Origin of the sequence: Micromonospora sp. WMMD736 (genome assembly GCF_049179015.1) — a bacterium.
Classification (GTDB): domain Bacteria; phylum Actinomycetota; class Actinomycetes; order Mycobacteriales; family Micromonosporaceae; genus Micromonospora.
Window position 1 is genome coordinate 4,315,082 of record NZ_JBMHMI010000001.1, and the last position, 21,051, is coordinate 4,336,132.

At 72.1% G+C, this 21,051-nt stretch carries 28 protein-coding genes; 16 read left to right on the forward strand and 12 right to left on the reverse strand.

Going from position 1 to position 21,051, the window contains the following annotated elements:
- Positions 1-115: 115 nt before the first annotated feature.
- From ACN269_RS19330 to pheA, 5 genes are all read left to right on the forward strand, one after another.
- Positions 116-856, forward strand: coding sequence for a hypothetical protein (locus ACN269_RS19330; protein WP_421473747.1), 741 nt, complete (start codon positions 116-118; stop codon positions 854-856).
- A gap of 168 nt (positions 857-1,024) precedes the next feature.
- Positions 1,025-1,483 (forward strand): hypothetical protein, encoded by a 459-nt coding sequence (locus ACN269_RS19335; protein ID WP_421473748.1) that lies wholly within the window; start codon positions 1,025-1,027, stop codon positions 1,481-1,483.
- Positions 1,484-1,558: 75 nt separating this feature from the next.
- Positions 1,559-1,948 (forward strand): ACT domain-containing protein, encoded by a 390-nt coding sequence (locus ACN269_RS19340; RefSeq protein ID WP_421473749.1) that lies wholly within the window; start codon positions 1,559-1,561, stop codon positions 1,946-1,948.
- An 82-nt stretch (positions 1,949-2,030) separates the two neighbouring features.
- Positions 2,031-2,606, forward strand: a complete 576-nt coding sequence (locus ACN269_RS19345; protein WP_421473750.1) for a hypothetical protein — start codon at positions 2,031-2,033, stop codon at positions 2,604-2,606.
- A gap of 10 nt (positions 2,607-2,616) precedes the next feature.
- The gene (pheA, locus tag ACN269_RS19350) at positions 2,617-3,570 is read left to right on the forward strand and encodes a prephenate dehydratase (protein WP_421473751.1); all 954 of its coding nucleotides are present in this window, start codon (positions 2,617-2,619) and stop codon (positions 3,568-3,570) included.
- A 37-nt stretch (positions 3,571-3,607) separates the two neighbouring features.
- On the opposite strand, the gene ACN269_RS19355 is transcribed toward pheA, so the two are convergent.
- The 3 genes from ACN269_RS19355 to ACN269_RS19365 all read right to left on the reverse strand — a co-directional run bounded on the left by ACN269_RS19355 (position 3,608) and on the right by ACN269_RS19365 (position 5,284).
- Positions 3,608-4,330 (reverse strand): AIM24 family protein, encoded by a 723-nt coding sequence (locus tag ACN269_RS19355; RefSeq protein WP_357131467.1) that lies wholly within the window; start codon positions 4,328-4,330, stop codon positions 3,608-3,610.
- Positions 4,331-4,414: 84 nt separating this feature from the next.
- On the reverse strand, positions 4,415-4,762 hold the full coding sequence (locus tag ACN269_RS19360) for a metallopeptidase family protein (RefSeq protein WP_421476432.1): 348 nt from the start codon (positions 4,760-4,762) through the stop codon (positions 4,415-4,417).
- A gap of 90 nt (positions 4,763-4,852) precedes the next feature.
- Positions 4,853-5,284, reverse strand: coding sequence for an OsmC family protein (locus tag ACN269_RS19365; RefSeq protein ID WP_421473752.1), 432 nt, complete (start codon positions 5,282-5,284; stop codon positions 4,853-4,855).
- 186 nt (positions 5,285-5,470) lie between these two features.
- On the opposite strand from ACN269_RS19365, the gene ACN269_RS19370 reads away from it, so the two are divergent.
- The 3 genes from ACN269_RS19370 to ACN269_RS19380 all read left to right on the forward strand — a co-directional run bounded on the left by ACN269_RS19370 (position 5,471) and on the right by ACN269_RS19380 (position 8,132).
- Positions 5,471-6,208 (forward strand): hypothetical protein, encoded by a 738-nt coding sequence (locus tag ACN269_RS19370; RefSeq protein WP_421473753.1) that lies wholly within the window; start codon positions 5,471-5,473, stop codon positions 6,206-6,208.
- 290 nt (positions 6,209-6,498) lie between these two features.
- Complete coding sequence (locus ACN269_RS19375) at positions 6,499-7,320, forward strand: HAD family hydrolase (protein WP_421473754.1); 822 nt, start codon at positions 6,499-6,501, stop codon at positions 7,318-7,320.
- Positions 7,320-8,132, forward strand: a complete 813-nt coding sequence (locus tag ACN269_RS19380) for a Cof-type HAD-IIB family hydrolase (protein WP_421473755.1) — start codon at positions 7,320-7,322, stop codon at positions 8,130-8,132. The genes ACN269_RS19375 and ACN269_RS19380 overlap by 1 nt, the downstream gene beginning before the upstream one ends.
- A gap of 4 nt (positions 8,133-8,136) precedes the next feature.
- Here the strand turns inward: ACN269_RS19380 and ACN269_RS19385 are convergent, their stop codons facing one another.
- Positions 8,137-8,751: a bacterial proteasome activator family protein gene (locus ACN269_RS19385; protein ID WP_421473756.1), complete on the reverse strand. Its 615-nt coding sequence runs from the start codon at positions 8,749-8,751 to the stop codon at positions 8,137-8,139.
- A gap of 62 nt (positions 8,752-8,813) precedes the next feature.
- On the opposite strand from ACN269_RS19385, the gene ACN269_RS19390 reads away from it, so the two are divergent.
- Together ACN269_RS19390 and ACN269_RS19395 are read left to right on the forward strand one after the other, a co-directional pair.
- Positions 8,814-9,611 (forward strand): alpha/beta hydrolase family protein, encoded by a 798-nt coding sequence (locus ACN269_RS19390; protein ID WP_421473757.1) that lies wholly within the window; start codon positions 8,814-8,816, stop codon positions 9,609-9,611.
- 79 nt (positions 9,612-9,690) lie between these two features.
- Positions 9,691-10,878 (forward strand): ABC transporter substrate-binding protein, encoded by a 1,188-nt coding sequence (locus ACN269_RS19395; protein ID WP_421473758.1) that lies wholly within the window; start codon positions 9,691-9,693, stop codon positions 10,876-10,878.
- A gap of 72 nt (positions 10,879-10,950) precedes the next feature.
- On the opposite strand, the gene ddaH is transcribed toward ACN269_RS19395, so the two are convergent.
- Positions 10,951-11,784, reverse strand: coding sequence for a dimethylargininase (gene ddaH, locus ACN269_RS19400; protein WP_421473759.1), 834 nt, complete (start codon positions 11,782-11,784; stop codon positions 10,951-10,953).
- A gap of 59 nt (positions 11,785-11,843) precedes the next feature.
- Here ddaH and ACN269_RS19405 point away from each other — a divergent pair, with 59 nt between their 5' ends.
- Entirely contained in the window at positions 11,844-12,305 is a 462-nt protein-coding gene (locus ACN269_RS19405; RefSeq protein WP_354814963.1) for an Lrp/AsnC family transcriptional regulator, read from the forward strand.
- A gap of 74 nt (positions 12,306-12,379) precedes the next feature.
- On the forward strand, positions 12,380-13,342 hold the full coding sequence (locus ACN269_RS19410) for a zinc-binding dehydrogenase (protein ID WP_421473760.1): 963 nt from the start codon (positions 12,380-12,382) through the stop codon (positions 13,340-13,342).
- Here ACN269_RS19410 and ACN269_RS19415 read toward each other — a convergent pair.
- The 3 genes from ACN269_RS19415 to mobA form a co-directional block, all read right to left on the reverse strand.
- Positions 13,339-14,433 carry a T3SS (YopN, CesT) and YbjN peptide-binding chaperone 1 gene (locus ACN269_RS19415; RefSeq protein ID WP_421473761.1) on the reverse strand — a complete coding sequence of 365 codons (1,095 nt, stop codon included), beginning with the start codon at positions 14,431-14,433 and terminating at the stop codon, positions 13,339-13,341. The genes ACN269_RS19410 and ACN269_RS19415 overlap by 4 nt on opposite strands.
- A 118-nt stretch (positions 14,434-14,551) precedes the next feature.
- The gene (locus ACN269_RS19420; protein ID WP_421473762.1) at positions 14,552-14,815 is read right to left on the reverse strand and encodes a DUF6457 domain-containing protein; all 264 of its coding nucleotides are present in this window, start codon (positions 14,813-14,815) and stop codon (positions 14,552-14,554) included.
- Entirely contained in the window at positions 14,812-15,483 is a 672-nt protein-coding gene (gene mobA, locus ACN269_RS19425) for a molybdenum cofactor guanylyltransferase (protein ID WP_421473763.1), read from the reverse strand. Before mobA ends, ACN269_RS19420 begins: the two co-directional genes overlap by 4 nt.
- A 102-nt stretch (positions 15,484-15,585) precedes the next feature.
- Between mobA and fdhD the strand changes: the two genes are divergently transcribed.
- Positions 15,586-16,449, forward strand: a complete 864-nt coding sequence (fdhD, locus tag ACN269_RS19430; RefSeq protein WP_421473764.1) for a formate dehydrogenase accessory sulfurtransferase FdhD — start codon at positions 15,586-15,588, stop codon at positions 16,447-16,449.
- A 15-nt stretch (positions 16,450-16,464) separates the two neighbouring features.
- Here fdhD and ACN269_RS19435 read toward each other — a convergent pair whose 3' ends face one another.
- The 4 genes from ACN269_RS19435 to ACN269_RS19450 form a co-directional block, all read right to left on the reverse strand.
- A complete protein-coding gene (locus tag ACN269_RS19435; protein ID WP_421473765.1) occupies positions 16,465-16,713 on the reverse strand; it encodes a flavin reductase in 249 nt (82 codons plus the stop codon).
- 209 nt (positions 16,714-16,922) lie between these two features.
- Positions 16,923-17,240, reverse strand: coding sequence for a helix-turn-helix domain-containing protein (locus tag ACN269_RS19440; RefSeq protein ID WP_421473766.1), 318 nt, complete (start codon positions 17,238-17,240; stop codon positions 16,923-16,925).
- Positions 17,237-17,572, reverse strand: a complete 336-nt coding sequence (locus tag ACN269_RS19445) for a type II toxin-antitoxin system RelE/ParE family toxin (protein ID WP_421473767.1) — start codon at positions 17,570-17,572, stop codon at positions 17,237-17,239. The genes ACN269_RS19440 and ACN269_RS19445 overlap by 4 nt, the downstream gene beginning before the upstream one ends.
- Before the next feature lie 91 nt (positions 17,573-17,663).
- Complete coding sequence (locus ACN269_RS19450) at positions 17,664-18,710, reverse strand: DUF4192 domain-containing protein (RefSeq protein ID WP_421473768.1); 1,047 nt, start codon at positions 18,708-18,710, stop codon at positions 17,664-17,666.
- Between the two features lie 152 nt (positions 18,711-18,862).
- Here ACN269_RS19450 and ACN269_RS19455 point away from each other — a divergent pair, with 152 nt between their 5' ends.
- From ACN269_RS19455 to ACN269_RS19465, 3 genes are read left to right on the forward strand one after another with little or no spacing between them, the layout of a single operon-like run.
- Positions 18,863-19,777, forward strand: coding sequence for a fructosamine kinase family protein (locus tag ACN269_RS19455; RefSeq protein ID WP_421476434.1), 915 nt, complete (start codon positions 18,863-18,865; stop codon positions 19,775-19,777).
- Entirely contained in the window at positions 19,774-20,787 is a 1,014-nt protein-coding gene (moaA, locus tag ACN269_RS19460; protein WP_421473769.1) for a GTP 3',8-cyclase MoaA, read from the forward strand. Before ACN269_RS19455 ends, moaA begins: the two co-directional genes overlap by 4 nt.
- A gap of 3 nt (positions 20,788-20,790) precedes the next feature.
- A complete protein-coding gene (locus tag ACN269_RS19465) occupies positions 20,791-21,045 on the forward strand; it encodes a MoaD/ThiS family protein (protein WP_421473770.1) in 255 nt (84 codons plus the stop codon).
- The last annotated feature ends 6 nt before the right edge of the window (positions 21,046-21,051 follow it).

Sequence of the window (21,051 nt, forward strand, 5' to 3'; positions counted from 1 at the left end):
GATGAATATGGCATTCATCCACAGTCACTCCGGCGCTCCGGCTTGCCGAACACCCACAGTGGCAACGTAGGGTAGTGAGGACATAACTTCGAGGGACCTTTTGCCGGAGGTCGCGATGACTGTCTTTCCCGCACGACGAGCCGTACCGACCGCACGGGCACTGCCGCCCATTGCGGTGCCCCACCCCCGCGTCGAGGCGCCGGGGGCTCTGGAACCGGTCCGCCCCACACCGCTCGAGTGGGCCCGCCGCCGTCGTGCCGAGCGAGGCGCCCGGCGGCTGGAGGCAGCCGGAGCGCGGGCGCTCGGTCAACTCGACCACCTCGGGCCGTCCTGGCACGTCATCGAGTGGCCCCGCACCGACGTGGCGGACGTCCTGCTCGACCGCGCCCAGGACGACCGCGCCGGATTCCTCGCCATCGGGCCGAGCGGGCTGTTCGCGGTGACCGTCGCCGACCACGGCCGGGCCCGGGTGCTCGTCGCCGGGGACGTCGTACAGATCAACGGGAAGCGACCCCCGTACGTGACCGAGGCCCGACGGGACGCCAAGCGGGCCAGCAAGGCCCTCTCCGACGCGGTGGGGCTGACCATCCCGGTGACGCCGGTGCTGACCTTCGTGGGTTCTGGCGTGATCAGCGTCTACGGCCTCCCGAAGGACTGTCTGATGGCCACCCACCGGGAGCTGGACCGGCTCCTCGTCGCCGGGGGCAACCGGATCAGCCCGACCACGGCCGAGAAGCTGGCCCGGGTGGCGCAGCACCCGAGCACCTGGCTGAGCGGCACGTACCGTCCATCGGCCGACTACCGGTGGTACGAGGAGGGCCGAACGGCCGCTGACAAGGCGGCCCACCGCCGGTAACGTCACCGGCGACGCCACGCGGCCCCGGTCCCCCACCTACCCACCGGCTCCCGCGCCGTCGCCGGCCGCCCGGAGGTTCTCCGCTGTGGTGCGGTGACCCGGCTCGCTCGGTGAATCCGTCGTTGACCGGCTAGCGTGGACAGTCCGTCGTTGTACATAGGAGGCGCGGTGGCCCACGTCGAACTCTCGCTCTCGGAAGTGTTCGCGCCGTCGGCCCGAGCCTCGACAGAGCCCGAGTTCGACAATGTCGGCCAGTGGTCCTCGACCGTCGGGCGGGCGGACGAGCCCTGCCTGCTCATCGACGCCGACACCCGCGTGGTGGCCATCTCCGCCGCCGGCTGCGCGCTGCTCTGCCTGGGCGAGCCCGCCGGCCTGATCGGGCGTCCGCTCCTCGACGGCGGTCTTCGCCTGCTCGACTTCACCGCCAACCGGGGCGAGCTGACCGAAGCCGAGATCGACAAGATTCCGCCCCTGTTGGCGCTCTCTTCCGGCCGGCTCGCCCGGGGCCTGCTGCGGGTGCAGGCCGCCTCCACCGGCGGCCCCGACGCGACGGTCGACGCGATCTCCACCCCGGTGCTCTCCGACGGCGTCGTCGCGGGCTCGCTCACCTTCTTCTCCGAGGTCTGACCTGCGGCGTTTTGTGGCGTTCGCCGCACGCGGCGATGCCCGGATGGGCTCGCTTCCACGCCGTAAGGTGCCCTCATGCTCGATATCACTCTGTTGCCGGGGGAGTACGCCGTGTCCCGGCTGGGTGGCGGCACCACCCTGCCGGCCGCGTTGTCGAGCGGACTGGGTCGCGCCGACGTCGTCATGGTGAGCTGGACCGCCGACGGGATCTCGGTGATCTGCCCGGCCGACCGGTTGCCCGACGAGGCCGTGGTGGAGACCATCTGGCGCTGCCTCCGAGTGGCCGCTCCAGCGGGCCTGGACGGCACCGGCACGCTCGCGGCCCTCGTGGACCCACTCGCCGCGGCCCGGGTCAGCATGGTCACCTTCTCCACCTTCGAGACCGACTACGTGCTGCTGCCGGCCGTCCGACTGGCCGAGGGCACGACCGCGTTGGAACGCGCCGGACACCGCGTCCTCGGCTGAGCTTCACCCGGCCGACCGCTCGCCCTACGATGGGCTCGGCCACCCCGGCCGCGACGTATCCCGATGTCCCGAGGACCGGCCCGTGCCGTTCACCCCACCCCGCCACCCGGCTGCCCCCACCGCGCCCGTGCGGGCCGCGCTGCTGGCGCTCCTCACGATCGGAGCGCTGACCGGCTGCGGAGCCCCTCCCGAGCTGCGTGACCCGGCCGGCGTGCCCACCGGGGCCAGCAGTCCCAGGCCGTCGGGCCCGACCGTCGTCGCGACGGGCACCCCCTCGACCGCGCCGACCGCGCCGACCGCACCGCCACCGACCACCGGCCCGGCCACCCCGGAGCCCGGCCTGGTGGCGACGGCCTGCCGGAACGGGCCGACCGGGCAGCGGGTGGTGCAGTTGCTCCGCGGCCGGGCCTCGGTGCTCCCGGACAACGTCCGGGTCCGGGTCCGCACCGGCCCGTTGTGCGCCGGGGACTGGCAGTACACCGTGCTGGAGGTGACCGGGCACGAGGAGCTTCAGGTCGTCACCCAGGGCGGGCCAGCGGCTCTGCAACTGGTCACGGCCGGCACCGACGTGTGCACCATCGAGGTCCGTGCCACCGGGCCGGCCGGGATCCGTACGCTCGCCTGCGATCCTTCTCCGTCGATCGGACCGGGTGCGTAGTCTGGGCGGCATGCCCGGAACACCACCTACGCGCTTCGTCTACCTCGGCCCCGAGGGCACCTTCGCCGAGCAGGCCCTGCGCACCATCCCGGCCGCCGAACAGGGCTCCCGTACGCCGGCTCGCAGCGTGGGGGAGGCGCTCGACAGCATCCGGGCCGGGGATGCCGACGCCGCCCTCGTACCGCTGGAGAACTCGATCGGCGGGGCAGTCGGCGTCACCCTCGACGAGATCGTCGAAGGTGAGCCACTGGTGATCACCCGCGAGGTGATCCTGCCGGTGGAGTTCGTGCTCGCCGCGCGAACGGGCACCGCGCTGTCGACGGTCCGCTCGATCGCGGCACACCCGCAGGCATCCACCCAGTGCCGGGGCTGGCTGCGCGACCACGTGCCCGACGCGACGGTCGTCGATGTCCTCTCCAACGGCGCGGCGGCGGCCGGCGTCGGGTCCGGCGAGTACGACGCGGCGATCTGCGCGCCCATCGGGGCGGCCCGGCACCGGCTCACGCTGCTCGCCGACAAGATCGCCGACCACCCCGACGCGGTGACCCGGTTCGTGCTGGTCTCCCGTCCCGGGCCACCCCCACCGCCGAGTGGTGACGACCTCACCTCGCTGGCCGTCTACATCGCCCACGACCGGGTGGGCGCGCTGCTGTCGGTGCTGGTCGAGCTGGCCGTACGGGGGGTGAACCTGACCCGGATCGAGTCCCGCCCGACCGGTGAGGCGCTGGGCCGGTACGTCTTCTTCCTCGACTGCACCGGGCACGTTGCCGACGTACGCCTCGGTGAGGCGTTGCAAGGACTGCGCCGGGTGTGCGCGGAGGTCCGCTTCCTCGGGTCCTACCCCCGACACCGTTGGGTCGAGGCCGGCGAGCGGCGGGTGCCCGCGCCTGCCGGCCTGTCGGACGTCGACTACGCCGACGCGGCGGCCTGGCTGGCGCGACTGCGCACCGGCGAGATGAGTTGACCGGGGCGGGTGGCGCGCGCCCCGGCCGCGTCGACGCTCAGCTCAGCAGACCGCCGAGCAGGCCGCCCTCCTGCTGCTGCTGACCGCTGCCCATGACGGGCGGCTCCTCGGACGGCTGCACCACGACGAAGCCCTGACCGGCGAAGCTCATGGTGAACGACTCGCCGGTGCGCCGACCGAGCAGCGTGCCGAGACCGAGCTGCTCGGCCCGGTGGTAGCCGGTCTGGAGGTTGGCCGACCAGCAGACGGCGGCCTGCGGGTCGACGTACGTGGGGGCGTCCACGTTGAGCACCACCGGGGTGCCCTTGGTCGTGATGGCGATCCGGCCGTAGCCGCTGAACACGCAGTTGAACAGCCCGGACGAGGAGGCCATGCCGGCGCCGCCGACCATCCTGATGTCGTACTGCAGGGTCGAGTCGAAGGCGAGCACGCTGGAGCCGTTGATGGAGAGCGCGTCGCCCGGCTCCAGGTCGATGATGTGGACGTCCTTGGCCAGTTCGGCGAGGAAGACGTCACCCTGACCGGTGACCTTCATCAGCGGGACGCCCTCGCCGGTGAGCTTCTGCTTGAGGAACTTGCCGAGGCCGCCCGAGCCCAGGGCCTGGAACTGCACGTTGCCCTGGTAGGCGACCATCGAGCCGACCCGGGCCATCGCCTCGCCGTTGAGCTCGATCTTCAACATCTTGGAGTTCTGCAGACGCATGCCTGCCTGCGCCGACTCCTTCTCCAGATTCTCCGACGAGAACAGCTCGCTGCGCATGAAGGGTGCCTCCTGAAATGGTCGCGGTCGCTGCACCGACGGTAGGTGACCACGGCAACCAGCGGCCATCGGTTCAGCGACGCGTCAGCCCCAGCCCAGGTCGTGCAGCCGCTCGTCGTCGATGCCGAAGTGGTGGGCAATCTCGTGCACCACGGTCACCGCCACCTCGTCGACGACGTCCTCGTCGTTGTCGCAGATCCGCAGGATCGGGTGCCGGTAGATGAAGATCCGGTCTGGCAGTACGCCGGAGTAGTCCCAGCCCCGGTTGGTGAGCGCATGTCCCTCGTAGAGGCCGAGCAGGTCGGCTTCACCCGGCGGCGGGTCGTCCTCGACGAGGATCACCACGTTGTTCATCAGGCCGAGAAGCTCTTCGGGCACCTCGTCGAGGGCGTCAGCGACCAGCTCCTCGAAGCGCTCGCGGGTCATCTCCACCGGCACGAGGTCCATTCTGCCCGACGCGGGACCGGTCGGCCGGGTCGCGCTCGGCGACCCGGGCCGGGTCCACGTGTGCGGGTCGCCGGGTCAGGCGGCCAGGCGGGCGGTGAGGGTGATCTCGGTGCCCGGCGAGAGCAGGCGGGAGATCGGGCAGTTGGCCTTGGCGGCCTCGGCGAGCTTCTGGAACTCCGCCTCGTCGACGCCGGGCACCTGGCCGACGGTCTCGAGGTCGATCCGGGTCACGCTGAACCCGGCATCGGTCTTGTCCAGATGGACCTTGGCAGTGGTCTCGACCGAGGTGGGCGTGGTGCCGGCGTCGGCGAGGGCCTTCGAGAACGCCATCGAGAAGCAGCCCGCGTGCGCGGCGGCGATCAGCTCCTCGGGGTTGGTGCCCTCGCCCTCCTCGAAGCGCGACTTGAAGGAGTAGTTGCCGGACAGGCCGCCCTTACCGGTGCGGACGGTGCCGGAACCCTCGGTGAGATTGCCCTGCCATTGTGCGGAAGCGGTACGGATAGGCATGTCGAGAACGCTAGCGGATACCCGACCGCCGGGCGACCGACCGCCGCCGACGACCGCCCTGCGATTCCCGTCACCGTGCTCTCCGGCGGCGGCGGACGCGGGCGGCGCGCGGTGTCGACGGCAGCGCCCCGACCATGGGCTGTGCCATGATTCGACGCAGACCCGTGACCGGCGGAGGGATGGCCGATGCCCGAGGATCTGCCCGTTCCGCGCCAGGGGGACCCGTCCGACGCGCCGGCCGTGATCGAGTGGGGCGCCGACGAGCCCGCGCGGGCACGCCGGTTCGGTAACCCCCTGGTCGGCCTGACCCGAGACCCTCGCCTGCCGCTGCTGCTGGCCGGCCTCGGCGCGGTGGCCGGTATCGCGTCGATGATCGGTGAGTGGGTGCTGACGACCGTGCCCAGCGGCGGTCCCGAGGGCCCCAACACGATCGAGGTGCGCGCCAGCGTGTCCGAGATCGGTGGCTTCGGAGTCGCCTACCTCGCCGGCCTGCTCGCCCTGGCCTGCGCCGTGGCCCTGGCGCTGGGGGGCACGGCGGCGGTCCGGGCGAACGCGCGGCTGGTCGGGCTCACGCTGGCCGGCGCGCTGCTGGCGGTGTTGGTCGCCGCCACCGCGATGCTCGACGACACCGGGGAGCGGGCCCTGCTCTACTCGTCCGAGCAGGGGTTCCAGGTCGAGTACGGCCGCGGTCTCATTCTGGCGTTCGTCACGTGCGTCCTCTTCGGCGCCGCCCTGCAACGGGCGTGGGCCGTACCGACCGGCGCGTCCCCGGGGCCGGCCGACGACGTCGCCCGCGCCGACGTCCCCGCGATGCGGTCCTGGCGTCGCCGCCCGGCCCCGAAGCCGGAAGACGGCCTACCCGCTCCCGCCGACCTGACGGTGGAGCCCGCCACCCCCTTCGCCCGCCCCGAAAACCCCACCTGACCCACCCACCCCGACCCGCGCCGATCTTGCGGTTTCTGTCGTCACACAAGGCGCACAAGCCAACAAATCGGCCACCGAAAGCGCAAGATCGGCGCGGGTCGGGGGCGAGGGCGCGCGAGGGCGCGCGAGGGCGGGGTGGACATCTCTGGGGCGCTGCGTGTTGGTGCCCGATTCGCCGGGAAGCCATGGTTGCGACCCTTTCCGCGAGGTACGGTTGCTGCCCGCCGTCACGCCGGGTCTCGACCAGGACCGCACGGCTGGCTGCGACGGCGGTGGGCGAAGGAGGAACGATGACCCGCCCAGGACTGCCCAAGCTGATCGCGACCGACCTCGACGGAACACTCGTCCGCAGCGACGACACCGTCTCCGCGTACACCCACGGGGTGCTCGACCGGGTGCGGGCCGCCGGTATTCCGGTGGTCGGCGCGACCGGACGCGGCCCTCGCCTGACCGAGCTGACCCGCAACGACATCCGCGCCGCTGACTTCCTGGTGATGGCCGGCGGCGGACGGGTGGTCGACCAGAGCGACCCGGCGGGCCCGGTGGTGCTCCGCGACGAGCGCCTGCCCGCCGAGGTGCTGGCCCGGTTGCTCGCCGACCTGGAGGCCGAGGTCGGTCCGCTGACGGTGATGGTCGAGGCGTCCGACGAGCACGACGCGCCGCTTTGGGGTGACTATCACCCCAGTTGGCCCTATCAGGACCGGTTCGAGGCGCGCACCCGCGACGAGTGCCTCTCCTGCGACGTGCTCAAGGCGTTCGCCAGAACCGCCGACCACCACGTGGACGAACTGCTGGCGGTGGCCCGCCGGATCGTCTCACCCCAGGTCGCCACGCTCACCCAGGCCGGGCTCGGTTTCATCGAGATCTGCCCGCCGGGGGTGGACAAGGCGACCGGGCTGACCGTCGTGGCGCAGACGCTCGGGGTCGACCCGGCCGACGTGCTGGTCTTCGGCGACATGCCCAACGACCTGCCGATGTTCGAGTGGGCCGGCTGGTCGCGGGTGGCGGTCGCCAACGCTCACCCCGACGTCCGCGCGGCCGCCGACGAGGTGACCCTGCGTAATGACGACGACGGGGTGGCGGTGTATCTGGACCGACTACTCTCCCGATGATGGGAGAGACACCCCGCCTGGTAGCCACGGACATCGACGGCACGCTGATCCGCGACGACCACACCGTCAGCCCGCACACCGCCGACGTGCTCGCGCGGATCTCCGCGCGAGGCACGCCGGTCGTGCTGGTCACCGGCCGCCCGGTCCGCTGGCTCAAGATGGTGTACGACCAGCTCGCCGAGCCGCTGCCGGCGGTGTGCGCGAACGGCGCCGTGGTTTACGACCCGTTCAACGACGAGGTGCTCCGGGCCGACCCGCTCGCTCCTCAGCATCTGGTGGAGGTGGCCCGGCGGCTGCGCGCCGAGGTGCCCGGCATCAGCTTCGCCGTGGAGATCCTGGACAGCCGGGAGATGCGACACGAGGCGCACTACCCGCTGCGCTGGGATGCCGACGCCGACGCCATCCGGCCGATCGAGACGCCGGAGGAGCTGCTCTCCGTGCCGGCGGTGAAGCTCCTCGCCCGGGCCGGCGAGCAGGACCCGGACGCGTTCGCGGCGCTGATCGCCACGACGCTGCACGGGCTGGCCGAGGCGACGCACTCGTCGTCCTCCGGACTGGTGGAGATCTCCGCGGCCGGGGTGACCAAGGCGGCCGGGCTCGACTGGTACTGCGACCGGCTCGGCGTGGCCGCGGCGGACGTGGTCGCCTTCGGCGACATGCCGAACGACGTACCGATGCTGAGTTGGGCGGGGCGCGGCGTGGCGGTGGCCAACGCGCACCCCGCCGTCCTCGCGGTCGCCGACGAGGTGACCGGCTCGAACTCCGAGGACGGCGTGGCCGCGTACCTGGAGAAGGTCTTCGGGGTCCAGTGACCGGTCAGAGGTACTGGCCGGTGTTGTGACCCTCACCGCCGCCCGGCTGGCCGAGGCCCGGCATGCCGGGGACGACCCCGCCGGGGCCGCTGGGCAGCGCCTGCCGGCCGCCGCGCATCTGTTCCAACTGGACCCGGGCGGCCATCTGCTGGGCGACCAGGGCGGCCTGGATGCCGTGGAACAGGCCCTCCAGCCAGCCAACGAGCTGGGCGTGCGCGATGCGCAGCTCGCTCTCGCTGGGCGCCTTGTCCTCGGTGAAGGGCAGCGAGATCCGCTCCAACTCGTCGCGCAGCTCGGGTGCGAGACCTTCCTTCAGCTCGACGATCGAGCGTTCGTGAATCTCCCGCATCCGGTGCCGGCTGGCGTCGTCGAGCGGGGCGGCCTTGACCTCCTCCAGCAGCTGCTTGATCATGCTGCCGATCCGCATCACCTTGGCCGGCTGCTCGACCAGGCGGGTCGGGTCCTCGCCGTGGCCCTCCTCGGTCTGCACGGTGCCGATCGGCCGCCCGTCCGGACCGACCACCACCACGGTGCCGGAGTGGCCGGAGTCGTCGGGGCCGGGCTGGTCGTTCTGCTCAGCGGTCATGGGGTCCATCTTTACCCAGGAGGTCCGGCCCATGCCGCCCGGGACCGGTCTCCCCTGGGCCGAACCACCCGGGCGGGTCGCGCTACCGTCGCGCCATGTCCGCCGACCCACGCGCCGTACTGACCCGGCCCGCGCCCGCGCCGGACCGGACGGTGGCGTACGGCGACCACCCCGACCAGATCGCCGACCTTCGCCGCCCAGCCGGTTCCGGGCCGGCCCGACCGCTGGTCGTCGTGGTGCACGGGGGCTTCTGGCGGGCCGAGTACGACCGGCGACACACCGGACCGCTGGCCGCCGCGCTCGCGGCCGACGGGTACCCGGTGGCGCAACTGGAGTATCGGCGTACCGGGCAACCGGGCGGTGGCTGGCCGGGCACGTTGACCGACGCCCTCGCCGGGATCGCGGCGCTGCCGGAGCTGGTCGCGCACGCGCTGCCCGGTCGGGTGAGCGGGGCCGCACCGATCCTGATCGGGCATTCCGCCGGTGGCCACCTGGCGCTGTACGCGGCGGCCACCGCGCCGTCGACGGTGGGTGGGGTGCTGGCCCTGGCCCCGGTCGCCGATCTCGCCGAGGCGTACCGGCTGGACCTGGACTCCGGCGCGGTGGCCGCGCTGCTCGGTGGTGGCCCGAGGGACGTGCCGGACCGGTACGCGGTGGCCGATCCACGATCATTGGTACCGATGTCAACACGCACGGTAGTGATGCATGGCTCACTGGACGAGCAGGTGCCGGTCTCGATGAGCCGGGATTTCGTGGTGGCAGCTCGTACCGTAGGATCCGATATTTCCCTTATTGAGCTGCCCGGATGCGAGCATTTCGGCCTGATCGACCCGGAATCCCCGGCCTGGCCCCGGGTGCGGGATGTGTTGCGGTCCCTGCACGATGATCTATAGCCATTGACGCAGCGTCGCCGACCAGGTAGAACGCCGGAGGGGCGCTGTTCGCCCTGCAACGCTCCTGGAAGGGAACTCGGTGTCGCAGATCAATCGCAGGCGGGCGCTTCAACTGTTGGCCGCGCTCGGTACGACCGGATTCGCCACCGCGTGCGGCTCCGACACCGTCGACCAGCCGACTGCTCCCAAGAGCCCAATCAAGATCGGTCTGATCGCGCCGAAGGCTGGTGGGTTCAAGTCCATCGGTGACGACATCACCAACGGCTTCCAGCTCTTCCTCGACCTGCACAACCAGCAGCTGGGTGGCCACCCGGTCGAGCTGCTCACCGCCGACGAGGGCGAGACCGCCAAGACCGGCAAGGCCGCCGTCGACCAGCTCCTCAAGCAGAACGTGCTGGCACTCACCGGCGTGGTCAACTCGGCGGTGATGGTGGGCATCCGCGACACCGTCGAGGATGCCCGGGTCCCGCTCGTGGGGTCGAACGCCTCACCGAGCAGCCTGCAGAGCGTCGTCTACATCTGGCGTACCTCGTACGTGCTGGACGAGGCCGGCCGGGCGCTCGGCCTGTACCTGCGCGACCAGCTCCCGGCGAACGGCCGGATCGCGATCATCGTGCCGGAGAACGTGGGCAGCCCGGACGTCGTACGGGGGTTCAAGCAGGGCTTCGGCGTCACCGACCCGCGCATCGCGGACCCGGTGACCAACACCAACCCCACCCCGAACCCGGGCAAGACCACCTACGTGGCGGACATCGAGAAGGCGCTGCGCAAGAAGCCGACCGCGGTGTTCTGCTTCTTCGCGGGCGCGGCCGCCGTGGAGTTCATCAAGCAGCTGCGCGACCAGTTCTCCGGGCCCGTCTACGCCCCCGGCTTCCTCACCGAGGGCGCCGTGCTGGAGAGCCTGGACCGGGACGCGCTGGGCATCCAGACGGCCCTGAACTACTCGGCCGACCTCAACAACACGTCGAACCGGGTCTTCGCCTCGGCCTACCGCAAGAAGCACCAGAGCACGCCCACGACCTACGCGATGGCGTCGTACGACGCGGCGCAGGTGCTCGACCAGGCGATCCAGCTGACCGGCGGAACGCCCAGCCCGCAGCAGGTCAACCTCGCGCTGGGCAAGATCGGCCAGATCGACAGCCCGCGCGGCATCTGGCAGTTCAACCAGCCGCGTACGCCGCAGCAGAAGTGGTACCTGCGGGAGGTCCAGCGCGACGGTCAGGTCATGTCGAACGTGCTGATCAACGAGCTGGCCACACTGGGCTGAGCGCCCGTTGAACGAAGCAGGGGCCGGTCTCCCACGGGAGGCCGGCCCCTGCTGTAAGCGGCAGTGTTCGGGTCAGTGCCGCAGTTCGGCGATGCAGCACTTCACGCTGCCGCCGCCCTTCTTCAGCTCGGCCAGCTCGACCGGAACCGGGGTGTAACCGGCGGCCTTGAGCTTGCCCGCCAGTCGGGTGGCCTCGCTGTTGAGCACCACGTTCGCGCCGTCGCTGACCAGGTTGAGCCCGAAGGCCATCGCGTCCTCGTCATCGGCGATCACCGCGTCCGGGAAGAGCTGCGTGAGGACGCGCTGACTGGCCGCGGAGAACGCGCCGGGGAAGTAGACGACGTTCTCGTCGTCGAGGGCGGCGAGCGCCACGTCCAGGTGGTAGAAGCGCGGGTCGATCAGCCGCAACGACACCACCGGCCGACCCAGCGCCTCCTGCGCCTCGGCGTGTGCCGGGATCTCGGTACGGAAGCCGTGCCCGGCCAGGATGAGTCCGCCGTGCGCCTCCGGCACGTACGCGAAGTCGCCCTCGCCCTCGTTGGTCTCGCTCGGGGCGACGAAACGCCAGCCCTGCTGCTCGTAGAACGCGTGGTGCACGGCGGCCTCGGCGGTCCGCTGCTCGTGCTTGAACCGCGCGCCGTAGACGCTGCCGTCGACCACGAAGGCGCCGTTCGCGGCGAACACCATGTCGGGCAGCCCCGGCTCCGGCGTGAGCAGGTGCACCTGGTGGCCGAGTCCGACCAGCGTCTCGCGCAGTCGGTCCCACTGCTTGACGGCCAGTGCCCGGTCCACCGGGGTGGTCACGTCCATCCACGGATTGATCGCGTACTCGACCGCGAAGTGCTCGGGCGAGCACATGAGATATGTCCGCTTTCGCGGGACTCGCTGCTGGTTCACGGTCACCAAGAGTAGGTATCGTTGAACTTTGGTAACAGCCACAACCATTGCTTCCCAGAGGCGGAACGTTGCAGATAGACGCCGTTGACCAGCGGATCATTGCGTTGCTCGTCGCCGATGCTCGCGCGTCGTACGCCGACATCGGCACGCGGGTGTCACTCTCCGCCCCGGCGGTCAAGCGCCGGGTCGACCGACTGCGCGCCACCGGCGTCATCCGGGGATTCACGGCCGTGGTCGACCCGGCCGCCGTCGGCTGGACCACCGAGGCGTTCGTCGAGCTGTTCTGCGCCGGCCGGACCACCCCGGCGCAGATCGGCGTGGCCGCACGCCGGCACCCGGAGGTGGTCGGCGCGTACACCGTCTCCGGCGAGGCGGACGCGCTGGTGCACCTGCGCGCCGCCGACATCGCCCACCTCGAGGCGGCCCTCGAACGGCTGCGCGCCGAGTCGTTCGTGACGTCCACCCGCAGCACCATCGTGCTGTCCCGGCTGGTCGAATCCCCCGGCGTCGGGCCGTCCACCGGCGCCTGACCGTCCACGGCTTGACTTCAAGTCTGGTTCAGGTGTTGGACTCGTGGCGGCCTGGCACGACACGAGGGGGATCCATGCGGGCGATCTGGCTACGTGAATTCGGCGGTCCCGAGGTGCTGACGCCCGGCCCGGCGCCGGACCCGACACCCGGCCCCGGCCAGGTGCTGATCGACGTCGCGCACGCGAACGTCACCTTCGTCGAGACGCAGCAACGCGCGGGGCGTCCCGGGCCGAACCGGTACGCCCCGCCGCTCATCCCCGGCAACGGGGTCGGCGGCGTGATCACCGCCGTCGGGCCGGAGGTCGACCCGGCCCGCGTCGGGCAACGGGTGGTCACCGCCACCGGCGGCGCCGGCGGGTACGCCGAACAGGTCGTGGTGGACGCGTCCGCGCCCATCGACGTACCGGCCGGGCTGGCGCTGGACGCGGCCGTGGCGCTGCTCGCCGACGGGCGTACCGCCACCATGCTCGTCGAGGCGGTCGGCGTCCGCCCCGGTGACCGCGTGCTGGTCGAGGCCGCCGCAGGTGGAGTCGGGAGCATGCTCGTCCAACTGGCGAACCGGGCCGGCGCACGCGTGATCGGCGTGGCCGGCGGACCGCGCAAGGTGGCCCTGCTGCCCGGGCTGGGCGCCGACGTGGCGCTCGACTACCTGCGGCCGGACTGGGTGGATCGCGTCCGCGACGCGGTGGGCGGGGTCGACGCGGTGTTCGACGGCGTCGGGGGCCCGGTGGCCAGAGCGGCGTTCGAGCTGCTGACCCCGGGCGGCCGGATGATCAGCTACGGGTTGGCCAGCGGCGAGTGGTCTCCCGTGACACCGGAGGCCGCCACCGAACGCCGGATCACGCTGGTCCGGCCGGACGTGACGCCCGCGCGGCTGCGGGCGTACACCATCGGGGCGCTGGCGGCCGCGACGGCCGGGCAGCTCCGGCCGCTCATCGGCCAGCGCTTCCCCCTGGAACGCGCCGCCGACGCGCACGCCGCCATCGAGGCGCGCGCCACGGTCGGCAAGACCCTGTTGGACGTGGCCGTCAGCTAGAGGTACATGCCGGTGCGGTGCTGGGAATCGTCACCACGGACCGGCTTGTCGCCCTCGCCGAAGAAACGCTTGCCGCCGAACTCACCGTGCAGCCGATCGTCCAACTCGTCGGCGAGACCGGTCATCACCTGCACCGCCAGCATGAGATGGGTGGCCTGGAAGTTACGGCCGAAGACCGGGATGGAGGCCCAGACCGTGTCGTCGGCGCAGTAGAGGCGACCGATCGGCATGCGGTTGGTCAGCTCCGACAGCTTGACGTAGAGCCGTTCGGTCGGCTCGACCTCGGTGAGGACCGGAGAGAACACGTCCACCAGCGGCGGATTGTCGCGCACCCGCACGAAGACCATCGCCGAGCCGGCCCGGATGGTGATGTCGCCGTCCGAGTCGATCTGCAACCGCTCGGCGTCGGACTTCAACATCGTCGACACCACGGTACGGACGCGTTCCGGCAGGTCCAGCACGTCGTCCCGGTCGGCGGCCGCCTCGGCCAGCGCCTCCTGGAGGTCCCCCTCCACGTCGGCGTCCGGACCGAACTCGCTGCGCGCGGTGCCCAACGGCCCGACGGCCAGCGGCTCCCCCTCGGCGTCGTGCACCAGATAGACGAGGAAGGCCGGGTGCGGTGCGCCGTACACGTCGCGCAGCGTCCGGGACAGCAGCGGGGCGATCCGGTTGGCCTCCGCCACCGTGCCGTCCAGCCCGAACGCCCCGCCCGAGCCGGCCACCACGCCGGGCGGGGACCAGCCGAGCGCCACCATGTCCGCCACGGCGGCGCGGTCCAGCCGGTAGCCCTGCGGCAGCGCCGCGTTACCGACCGCCCGAGCGGAGAGACCGCCATCGTCCGTCGCGTCGACACTGATCGAATAGACGGCGTCGCCCGTACCGGAGGCGGTGGGGTCGAGGGTCAGTTCGAGGTGCGCGCCGGCCGGCAGTTCCCGTAGCCGCAGGGCGAGCATCCGGGCGAACTCCTGCCACGCCTCCGTCACCTTGGCCCGCAGGTCCATGGTGCTGGGGCCGTCGAGCAGGATCGACTCCGCCGACTCGGATGTACCGCCGGGCTCCGCATCCGACGCCGAGGGGTGGTCAGCCGTCATGATCGCCTCCGTCCGTTCCGATCACCCTACCCACGGTCCGTTCGGCTCGAATCAGCCCGGACCGGGATCGGACACCCGGCGTCCTCCGGCGTCGTGGCACCCGCGCGGGGCGCGGCGGTCAGGAGGTGGGGTCGGCGAGTTCGGCGTCGAGTGCGACCGGCCAGTCGGCCGCGAGGGCGCTCAACCGCGCCGCGGCCTCCGCCGGATCGGCGCCCCGACCGACGGCCAGCCCCAGGAGGTACGCGCTGACCGGGGCACCCGGTCGCACCACCTGGTGGGCGACGTCGCGGGCCAGGTCCAGCACCGCCGGCACCGGCACCTCGGCCGGGTCCAGACCGACCTCCGTGCAGGCCGCCGAGACCCAGTCGTCCAACACCGTCATCGCACCCACTCCTCCGCCCGGCGTACGTCCTCGTCAGTGTCGCAGTCGAACCAGGGCGGCGGACCCGCACCGGCCCACGCCACCTCGCGTACCCGGAGCCGGGCCAGAAGCGCGCGCACCGGAGCGCCGGCCAGGCTGCCGCCCCGCTCGACGGCCAGCCCGGTCAGCCCGGCCCGCAGCGCATCGACGCGCCATACCCCGCAGAGCGACTGGCGGCGTCCGTCCGCGTCGACGAAGCACACCCCGTCGACAGGTTCCGGGGCGCGGACAGCGCCGGCCCGCGGGCCGGAGGGGCTGTCCACCGGGGCGGCGGGCGCTGGACTCTCAGCGGCGGCGAGGTGGGTCAGCAGGTCGCCGATCGCGGCGCGGGTGAGCAGCGGCAGGTCGGCGGCGAGCAGCGCGACGAGCGTCGTGTCGGGGTCGAGCAGCGCCAACCCGGCCGCCGTCGCGGCGACCGGCCCGCCTCCGGGCGGGTCCTCGCGCGTCACCCGTACGTCGTCCGGCACGCCGTCACCCGGCCCGACCAGCACCCGGGGCGCGGCGTCCCCCACCGCGGCCAGTACCCGGTCGCGCATCGAGCGACCACCGACCGACAGCGCGGGCTTGTCCACCCCGCCCATCCGGCGGGCGGCCCCACCCGCGAGCACCACGGCGGCGTACGTCCCCACCCGGCCACGGTAGCCGTGTCGGCGCTCAGCCGCCGAGCGCAGCGGGGTGCCTGCTGAGCGGCGGCCGTGCGGGCCGGCCGGGGTGGGGTGCAGGATGGCGGGATGGGACGGGCGACTGACCGACGACGCGTACTGCGGATCGACCTGGACGCGGCCGACGGACGCGCAGCCGTCGGACGGCCGGACACCCTCTCGGTGGAGGAGCCGCTGGAGATCCGGGTCGGCCCGGCCGGTCCGGGTCGGCGCAAGCCGCTCGCCGTCACCATGCGCACCCCCGGAGACGACCTGGACCTGGCGATTGGCTTCCTGCTGACCGAGGGCCTGATCCGGTCGACCGACGACGTGCTGACCGCGCAACTCTGCTCCGGCGCCGAGACTCCGAACACGTACAACGTGGTGGACGTGGTGCTCGCCCCCGGCCTGCCGGAACCGGCCACCGATCCGTCCCGGAACTTCTACACGACCAGCTCCTGCGGGGTGTGCGGCAAGGCCAGCATCGACGCGATCCGTACCCGCTCGCTGTTTCCGGTCGCCCAGGACCCGCTCGCCGTGCCGGCCATCCTCCTCGCCGAGCTACCCGACAGGCTGCGGGCGGCCCAGCGCGCCTTCGACCGCACCGGCGGGCTGCACGCGGCGGGGCTGTTCACCCCGGCCGGTGAGCTGGTGGTGCTGCGGGAGGACGTGGGTCGGCACAACGCCGTGGACAAGGTCGTCGGCTGGGCGGTGCGGGAACGCCGACTGCCGTTGACCGGGCACCTGCTGCTGGTGTCCGGACGGGCCAGTTTCGAGCTGACCCAGAAGGCGTGGATGGCGGGAGTGCCGCTGCTGGCCGCCGTCTCCGCGCCGAGCACCCTCGCCGTCGAGTTGGCCGAGGAGGCCGGCATGACGCTCGTCGGCTTCCTGCGCGGCCAGACCATGAACGTGTACGCCGGCCCGCAGCGGATCACCGTCGAGCAGCCAGCCTGACCGAGCGGCCGTCGACTACCGATCAGTTGGACCCGTTGTGACCCAGCCGGTGAAACGTTCGGTCAGGCCGTCCGGCGTCCTGCCGCCGTACAGCTCGGTCAGGTGTTCGGTCGCTTCGGCCTGCAGCGACTTCAGGTACTCGATCAACTCGTCGGGTCGACCGCGGTAGCGACCGAGCGGGCGCAGCTTCGCGACCGAGCAGGGCCACGCGATCCCGCAGGTGCGGCAGCGCCACGTCGGCTTGAGCAGTGGGTGTTCTGTCATCTGACAGCCCGCACGAGGTCATGCCGAAACACTTGGCGGCTGGTCGGCCCGGGCGTCAGCAGGTCGACCCCCTTCGAGACGGCGGCCTGGGCCAGCTTCGTCAGGCACGTGAGGCATACCGGCCTGATCCAGGACGCCTGATCGACTCGCGTTCGCCGAGATCGGCGTATCCACACGACGAGGATGCACCGTTTTCCTGAAGAGATCGGTCAAGCGGCTTCGACCTCGACGATGCCGTGCGAAATCTTGAACTCGAACTCCAGGCCGCTTCCTGCGGACAGCTTGGCGAGCGTGGCGATGGACGGCGGTTGGTCACCGGACTCCAGTCGCGCGATGACCGATTGAGTCATGCCGACCATGCGGGCGAATGCCGTCTGGGTCAGGCCGTTCTCGGCGCGGTACCGGACGATGCGGAGAGCCACGTCACGAGCGAAGGCCGAACGGTCCCACTCTGCGCGGAACGCCGGGTCCTGATCGCGATCCTCATCAATGACCTGCTGAGCGGTCTTGAGATCACCGACCTTCATTGGTCCTCCTCCACATCCTTGAGCCTCTCCTGAGCCGCTGCGACGGCCCTGGCGAAGCCTCGGCGATGAACATTGGCTTCCGGGCCGACGGCGCCGATCACGAACACCCGGCCGACGCCGGAATAGAAGGCGCGCCACCGGCTGCGGCCTCCCCGTGGGCGCAGTTCGCGCAGGTTGACGGCGCTACGGACGCTACTCGAGTGCGGGTAACCGAGATTGGGGCCCAAGCTCTCCAGCTTCTCCACGGCATGGCCAATTGCCGCCCGCTCCACTGCGGGCAGTGCGTCCAGCTCGACTATCGCCTCCGGGTGGTAGAGCACTAGCCAGGGCATGCGCACCCACTATAGCAATTTTGCGATACGCGACGTGGCTGTCCGGGGAGCTGAGCATGGGCTCGCGGGCGAAGGCGTGCCGCGCAGGGGGTCAGCGGCGGCCACGGCGACGTCGCTTGCGGGGGCGGACCACACCGGGCATACCGACCGAGGGCCAACCATCCAGTTCGGAGGGGGGTACGCCCCGCCGGAGCAGGTCGTCCAGGAGCAGAGCCAGCGAGTAGTCGGGGTGCAGGCTCAGCGTGCGTTCCAGCGCGACCGCCGCCAGTGCCCCCTGACCCGCCCGCCACGCCGCGAACGCCAGCAGCGCGCCGGGCGCGGCGGTCAACTCCGGCTCGGCCCGGCGCAGCACGTCCGTCCAGAGGTCGATGTCCCGGTCGCGGCCGTCCGTGCGTTCCCATGCGTGGTCGCGGACCGGCAGGTGCCCGAGGAGCAGACTGAGCCAGGCCACCTCGTCGTCGTCGAGCCGCTCACCGTGCCGGTGGCGTCGTTGCGCGTCGCGGACCGCCGTCACCCCGGCGGAGCGCACCGCCCGCCCGCCCAGCAGGTCACTGGCGGGCGCCCGCTCGATCAGCTCGACCAGTCGTCGCTCGGCCCGGACGGTGGCCGCACGCAGCGCCTCACGGGCCGGGCCGGCCACCGGCGACACCTGCGCCACGAGGGCCGCCCGATCGGGGAGTGCGACCTGACCGGCGAACACGGCCGACGCGCTCACCGCATTGGCCTGCGGGTCGTAGCGCCGCCCCTCGGGTGGGCAACAGTCCGCCTCGGTGCACAGGTAGGACCACCACCGCCCGTCGGTCACCCGCAGCGCGTCGAGCACCTTCAGGCCGGCGGCCGTCAGGGCGGCACGCACCGCGTCCACGCTCGGGGTCACCTTCTCGGGTGGCCCGTAGCCCACCACGGTGGCGGCGTCCGCGCCCTGCCGGTGGATCACCCCGGCCAGGTGCCGGGCACGGTCGACCGGGTCCGTCGCGGGCTCAGGCAGGTCGGCGCGGGCGGCGAAGATGATCTGCCGACCGCGCAGCGCCACCGCGACCACGCTGTCGGCCGGGTGGAAGCCGAGCAGGTACGGCACGGCGGCGATCAGATCGGCGGGCGAGCGGACGGAGAGCTTTGGACGTTCGGTCGAGGTCATGCAGGAAGGCTGCTGCTGCGGGGCGGAGCCTTCCAGACCCTGTGGATGACACGCGGCTTATCCACAACTACGGAGCGTATTCCCCGAGGTAGAAGCAATTCGATGTGCTCACACGACACCGCAGTGTCATGAGCAGCCGCTACCGTGCGCTGATGGACCTGGCGTACCTGCGCGCGCATCCGGCACACCTGCCGACGTTCCGCACCCACCAGCGGCTCCGGGAGACGCCGGTCGCCGGAGGCGACATCTGCGCCGCCGCCCGGCTGACGCTCGACGACGGTCACTCGATCTTCGCGAAGTCCTGGCCGGAGAGGTCCGACCGGCCAGCGCCCGAGGGCTTCTTCGCCGCCGAGGCCGCCGGGCTGCGCTGGCTGCGGGAGGCCGACGCGATCGGCGTACCCGAGGTGATCGTGGCGTTGCCCGACCTGCTGGCGCTCGACTGGGTGGAGCCCGGCGAGCCGACGCCGCAGGCCGCCGATCGCTTCGGTCGGGAGTTGGCCGCCCTGCACCGGGCCGGCGCGCCTGCCCTCGGCGCGCCCTGGGCCGGCTTCATCGGCGCGCTTGCTCAGGACAACACCCCCGACGACGGCCCCTGGTCGGCGTGGTTCGCGCGGCGTCGACTCACTCCCTACCTGCGCCTGTCGATCGACGGCGGCGCGTTGACCAGCAGCGACGCCGCACTGGTCGAGCAGGTGATCGGGCGCGTCGGTGAGTTCGGCGGAGACGAGCCGCCGGCCCGCGTGCACGGTGACCTGTGGCCGGGCAACGTGCTGTGGGGCGTCGACGAGCGGGCCTGGCTGGTCGACCCGGCGGCGCACGGCGGGCACCGCGAGACCGACCTCGCCCAACTGGCGCTCTTCGGCGGCGTCGCGCACCTGGACCGGGTGCTGGCCGCCTACCGGGAGAGCTGGCCGCTGGCCGACGGGTGGCGGGAGCGGGTGCCACTGCACCAGTTGCATCTGCTGCTCGTGCACACCGCGCTCTTCGGTTCCGGCTACCGCGATGCGGTTGTCCAGGCCGCCCGAGCCGCCCTTCGGGGCGTCGAGCGCGCTACGGTCGACCGGTGAGTGTCGACCGACGTACCGACGGCGTCCTCGTCGACCGGTACGGCCGCGTCGCGCGGGACCTGCGCGTGTCCCTCACCGACAAGTGCAACCTGCGGTGCACGTACTGCATGCCGGCGGAGGGGCTACCCTGGTTGGCCGGCCCGGAGCTGCTCAACGACGAGGAGATCGTCCGGCTGGTCCGGGTGGCCGTCGAGCAGCTCGGTGTGACCGAGGTGCGGTTCACCGGCGGCGAGCCGTTGATCCGACCCGGCCTGCTCGGCATCGTGGGCGCGGTGGCCGCGCTCGATCCCCGCCCCCGGATCTCGCTCACCACGAACGGCATCGGTCTGGACCGGCTCGCGCCCGCGCTGCGTGCGGCCGGCCTGGACCGGGTGAACGTCTCGCTGGACACCCTGGACGCGGCCCGGTTCGCCCAGCTCACCCGCCGTCCCCGCCTCGACGCGGTGCTGGCGGGGCTCGCCGGGGCGGCGGCCGCGGGTCTCGACCCCGTGAAAATCAACTCGGTCCTGATGCGTGGCGTCAACGAGGACGAAGCGCCCGCTCTGCTCCGCTTCGCGCTCGACCACGGCTACCAGCTGCGGATCATCGAGCAGATGCCGCTGGACGCCCAGCACGGCTGGGACCGGAGCACGATGGTCACCGCCGAGGAGATCCTCGCTTCTCTACGTACCCACTTCGACCTCAGCGCCGACCCGGCCGAGCGCGGCGCGGCACCCGCGGAGACCTGGTTGGTCGACGGCGGCCCGGCCCGGGTCGGTGTGATCGCCAGCGTCACCCGGCCCTTCTGCGGCGACTGCGACCGCACCCGGCTGACCGCCGACGGCCAGGTGCGCGCCTGCCTGTTCGCCACCGAGGAGTCCGACCTGCGGACGGCGCTGCGCGACGGCGCCACCGACGGCGAGTTGGCGCGGCGGTGGCGTACCGCGATGTGGGGCAAGCGGGCCGGGCACGGCATCGACGACCCCACCTTCCTCCAGCCGACCCGGCCGATGTCCGCGATCGGGGGTTGAGCCGTGGAGCCGAGGCCGTTGACGGTCCGCTATTTCGCGGGGGCACGGGCCGCCGCGGGCCGCTCCGAGGAGGTCACGCCCGCCGGCCGGTCCCTCGAAGACCTGACCGCCGAGCTGTCCCAGCGGCACGGCGACCGGCTGGCCGCCGTGCTGCGGGTGGCCAGTTTCCTCGTGGACGGCGTCACCTGCCATGATCGTCAGGCACCCCTGCCAGGCGGGGCCACGATCGATGTCCTACCCCCGTTCGCGGGCGGCTGAGGGGGC

Coding starts and splice junctions, on each gene's coding strand:
- ACN269_RS19365 (WP_421473752.1), bottom strand. CDS start 5,284: ATGCCTATCCGTACCGCTTCCGCACAATGGCAGGGCAATCTCACCGAG.
- ACN269_RS19370 (WP_421473753.1), top strand. CDS start 5,471: ATGCCCGAGGATCTGCCCGTTCCGCGCCAGGGGGACCCGTCCGACGCG.
- ACN269_RS19385 (WP_421473756.1), bottom strand. CDS start 8,751: ATGGGCCGGACCTCCTGGGTAAAGATGGACCCCATGACCGCTGAGCAG.
- pheA (WP_421473751.1), top strand. CDS start 2,617: ATGCCCGGAACACCACCTACGCGCTTCGTCTACCTCGGCCCCGAGGGC.
- ACN269_RS19415 (WP_421473761.1), bottom strand. CDS start 14,433: ATGACGGCTGACCACCCCTCGGCGTCGGATGCGGAGCCCGGCGGTACA.
- ACN269_RS19450 (WP_421473768.1), bottom strand. CDS start 18,710: ATGACCTCGACCGAACGTCCAAAGCTCTCCGTCCGCTCGCCCGCCGAT.
- ACN269_RS19440 (WP_421473766.1), bottom strand. CDS start 17,240: ATGAAGGTCGGTGATCTCAAGACCGCTCAGCAGGTCATTGATGAGGAT.
- ACN269_RS19435 (WP_421473765.1), bottom strand. CDS start 16,713: ATGACAGAACACCCACTGCTCAAGCCGACGTGGCGCTGCCGCACCTGC.
- ACN269_RS19445 (WP_421473767.1), bottom strand. CDS start 17,572: ATGCCCTGGCTAGTGCTCTACCACCCGGAGGCGATAGTCGAGCTGGAC.
- ACN269_RS19340 (WP_421473749.1), top strand. CDS start 1,559: ATGCTCGATATCACTCTGTTGCCGGGGGAGTACGCCGTGTCCCGGCTG.
- ACN269_RS19455 (WP_421476434.1), top strand. CDS start 18,863: ATGGACCTGGCGTACCTGCGCGCGCATCCGGCACACCTGCCGACGTTC.
- ACN269_RS19355 (WP_357131467.1), bottom strand. CDS start 4,330: ATGCGCAGCGAGCTGTTCTCGTCGGAGAATCTGGAGAAGGAGTCGGCG.
- ACN269_RS19375 (WP_421473754.1), top strand. CDS start 6,499: ATGACCCGCCCAGGACTGCCCAAGCTGATCGCGACCGACCTCGACGGA.
- ACN269_RS19390 (WP_421473757.1), top strand. CDS start 8,814: ATGTCCGCCGACCCACGCGCCGTACTGACCCGGCCCGCGCCCGCGCCG.
- ACN269_RS19410 (WP_421473760.1), top strand. CDS start 12,380: ATGCGGGCGATCTGGCTACGTGAATTCGGCGGTCCCGAGGTGCTGACG.
- ACN269_RS19380 (WP_421473755.1), top strand. CDS start 7,320: ATGGGAGAGACACCCCGCCTGGTAGCCACGGACATCGACGGCACGCTG.
- fdhD (WP_421473764.1), top strand. CDS start 15,586: ATGGGACGGGCGACTGACCGACGACGCGTACTGCGGATCGACCTGGAC.
- ACN269_RS19330 (WP_421473747.1), top strand. CDS start 116: ATGACTGTCTTTCCCGCACGACGAGCCGTACCGACCGCACGGGCACTG.
- ACN269_RS19420 (WP_421473762.1), bottom strand. CDS start 14,815: ATGACGGTGTTGGACGACTGGGTCTCGGCGGCCTGCACGGAGGTCGGT.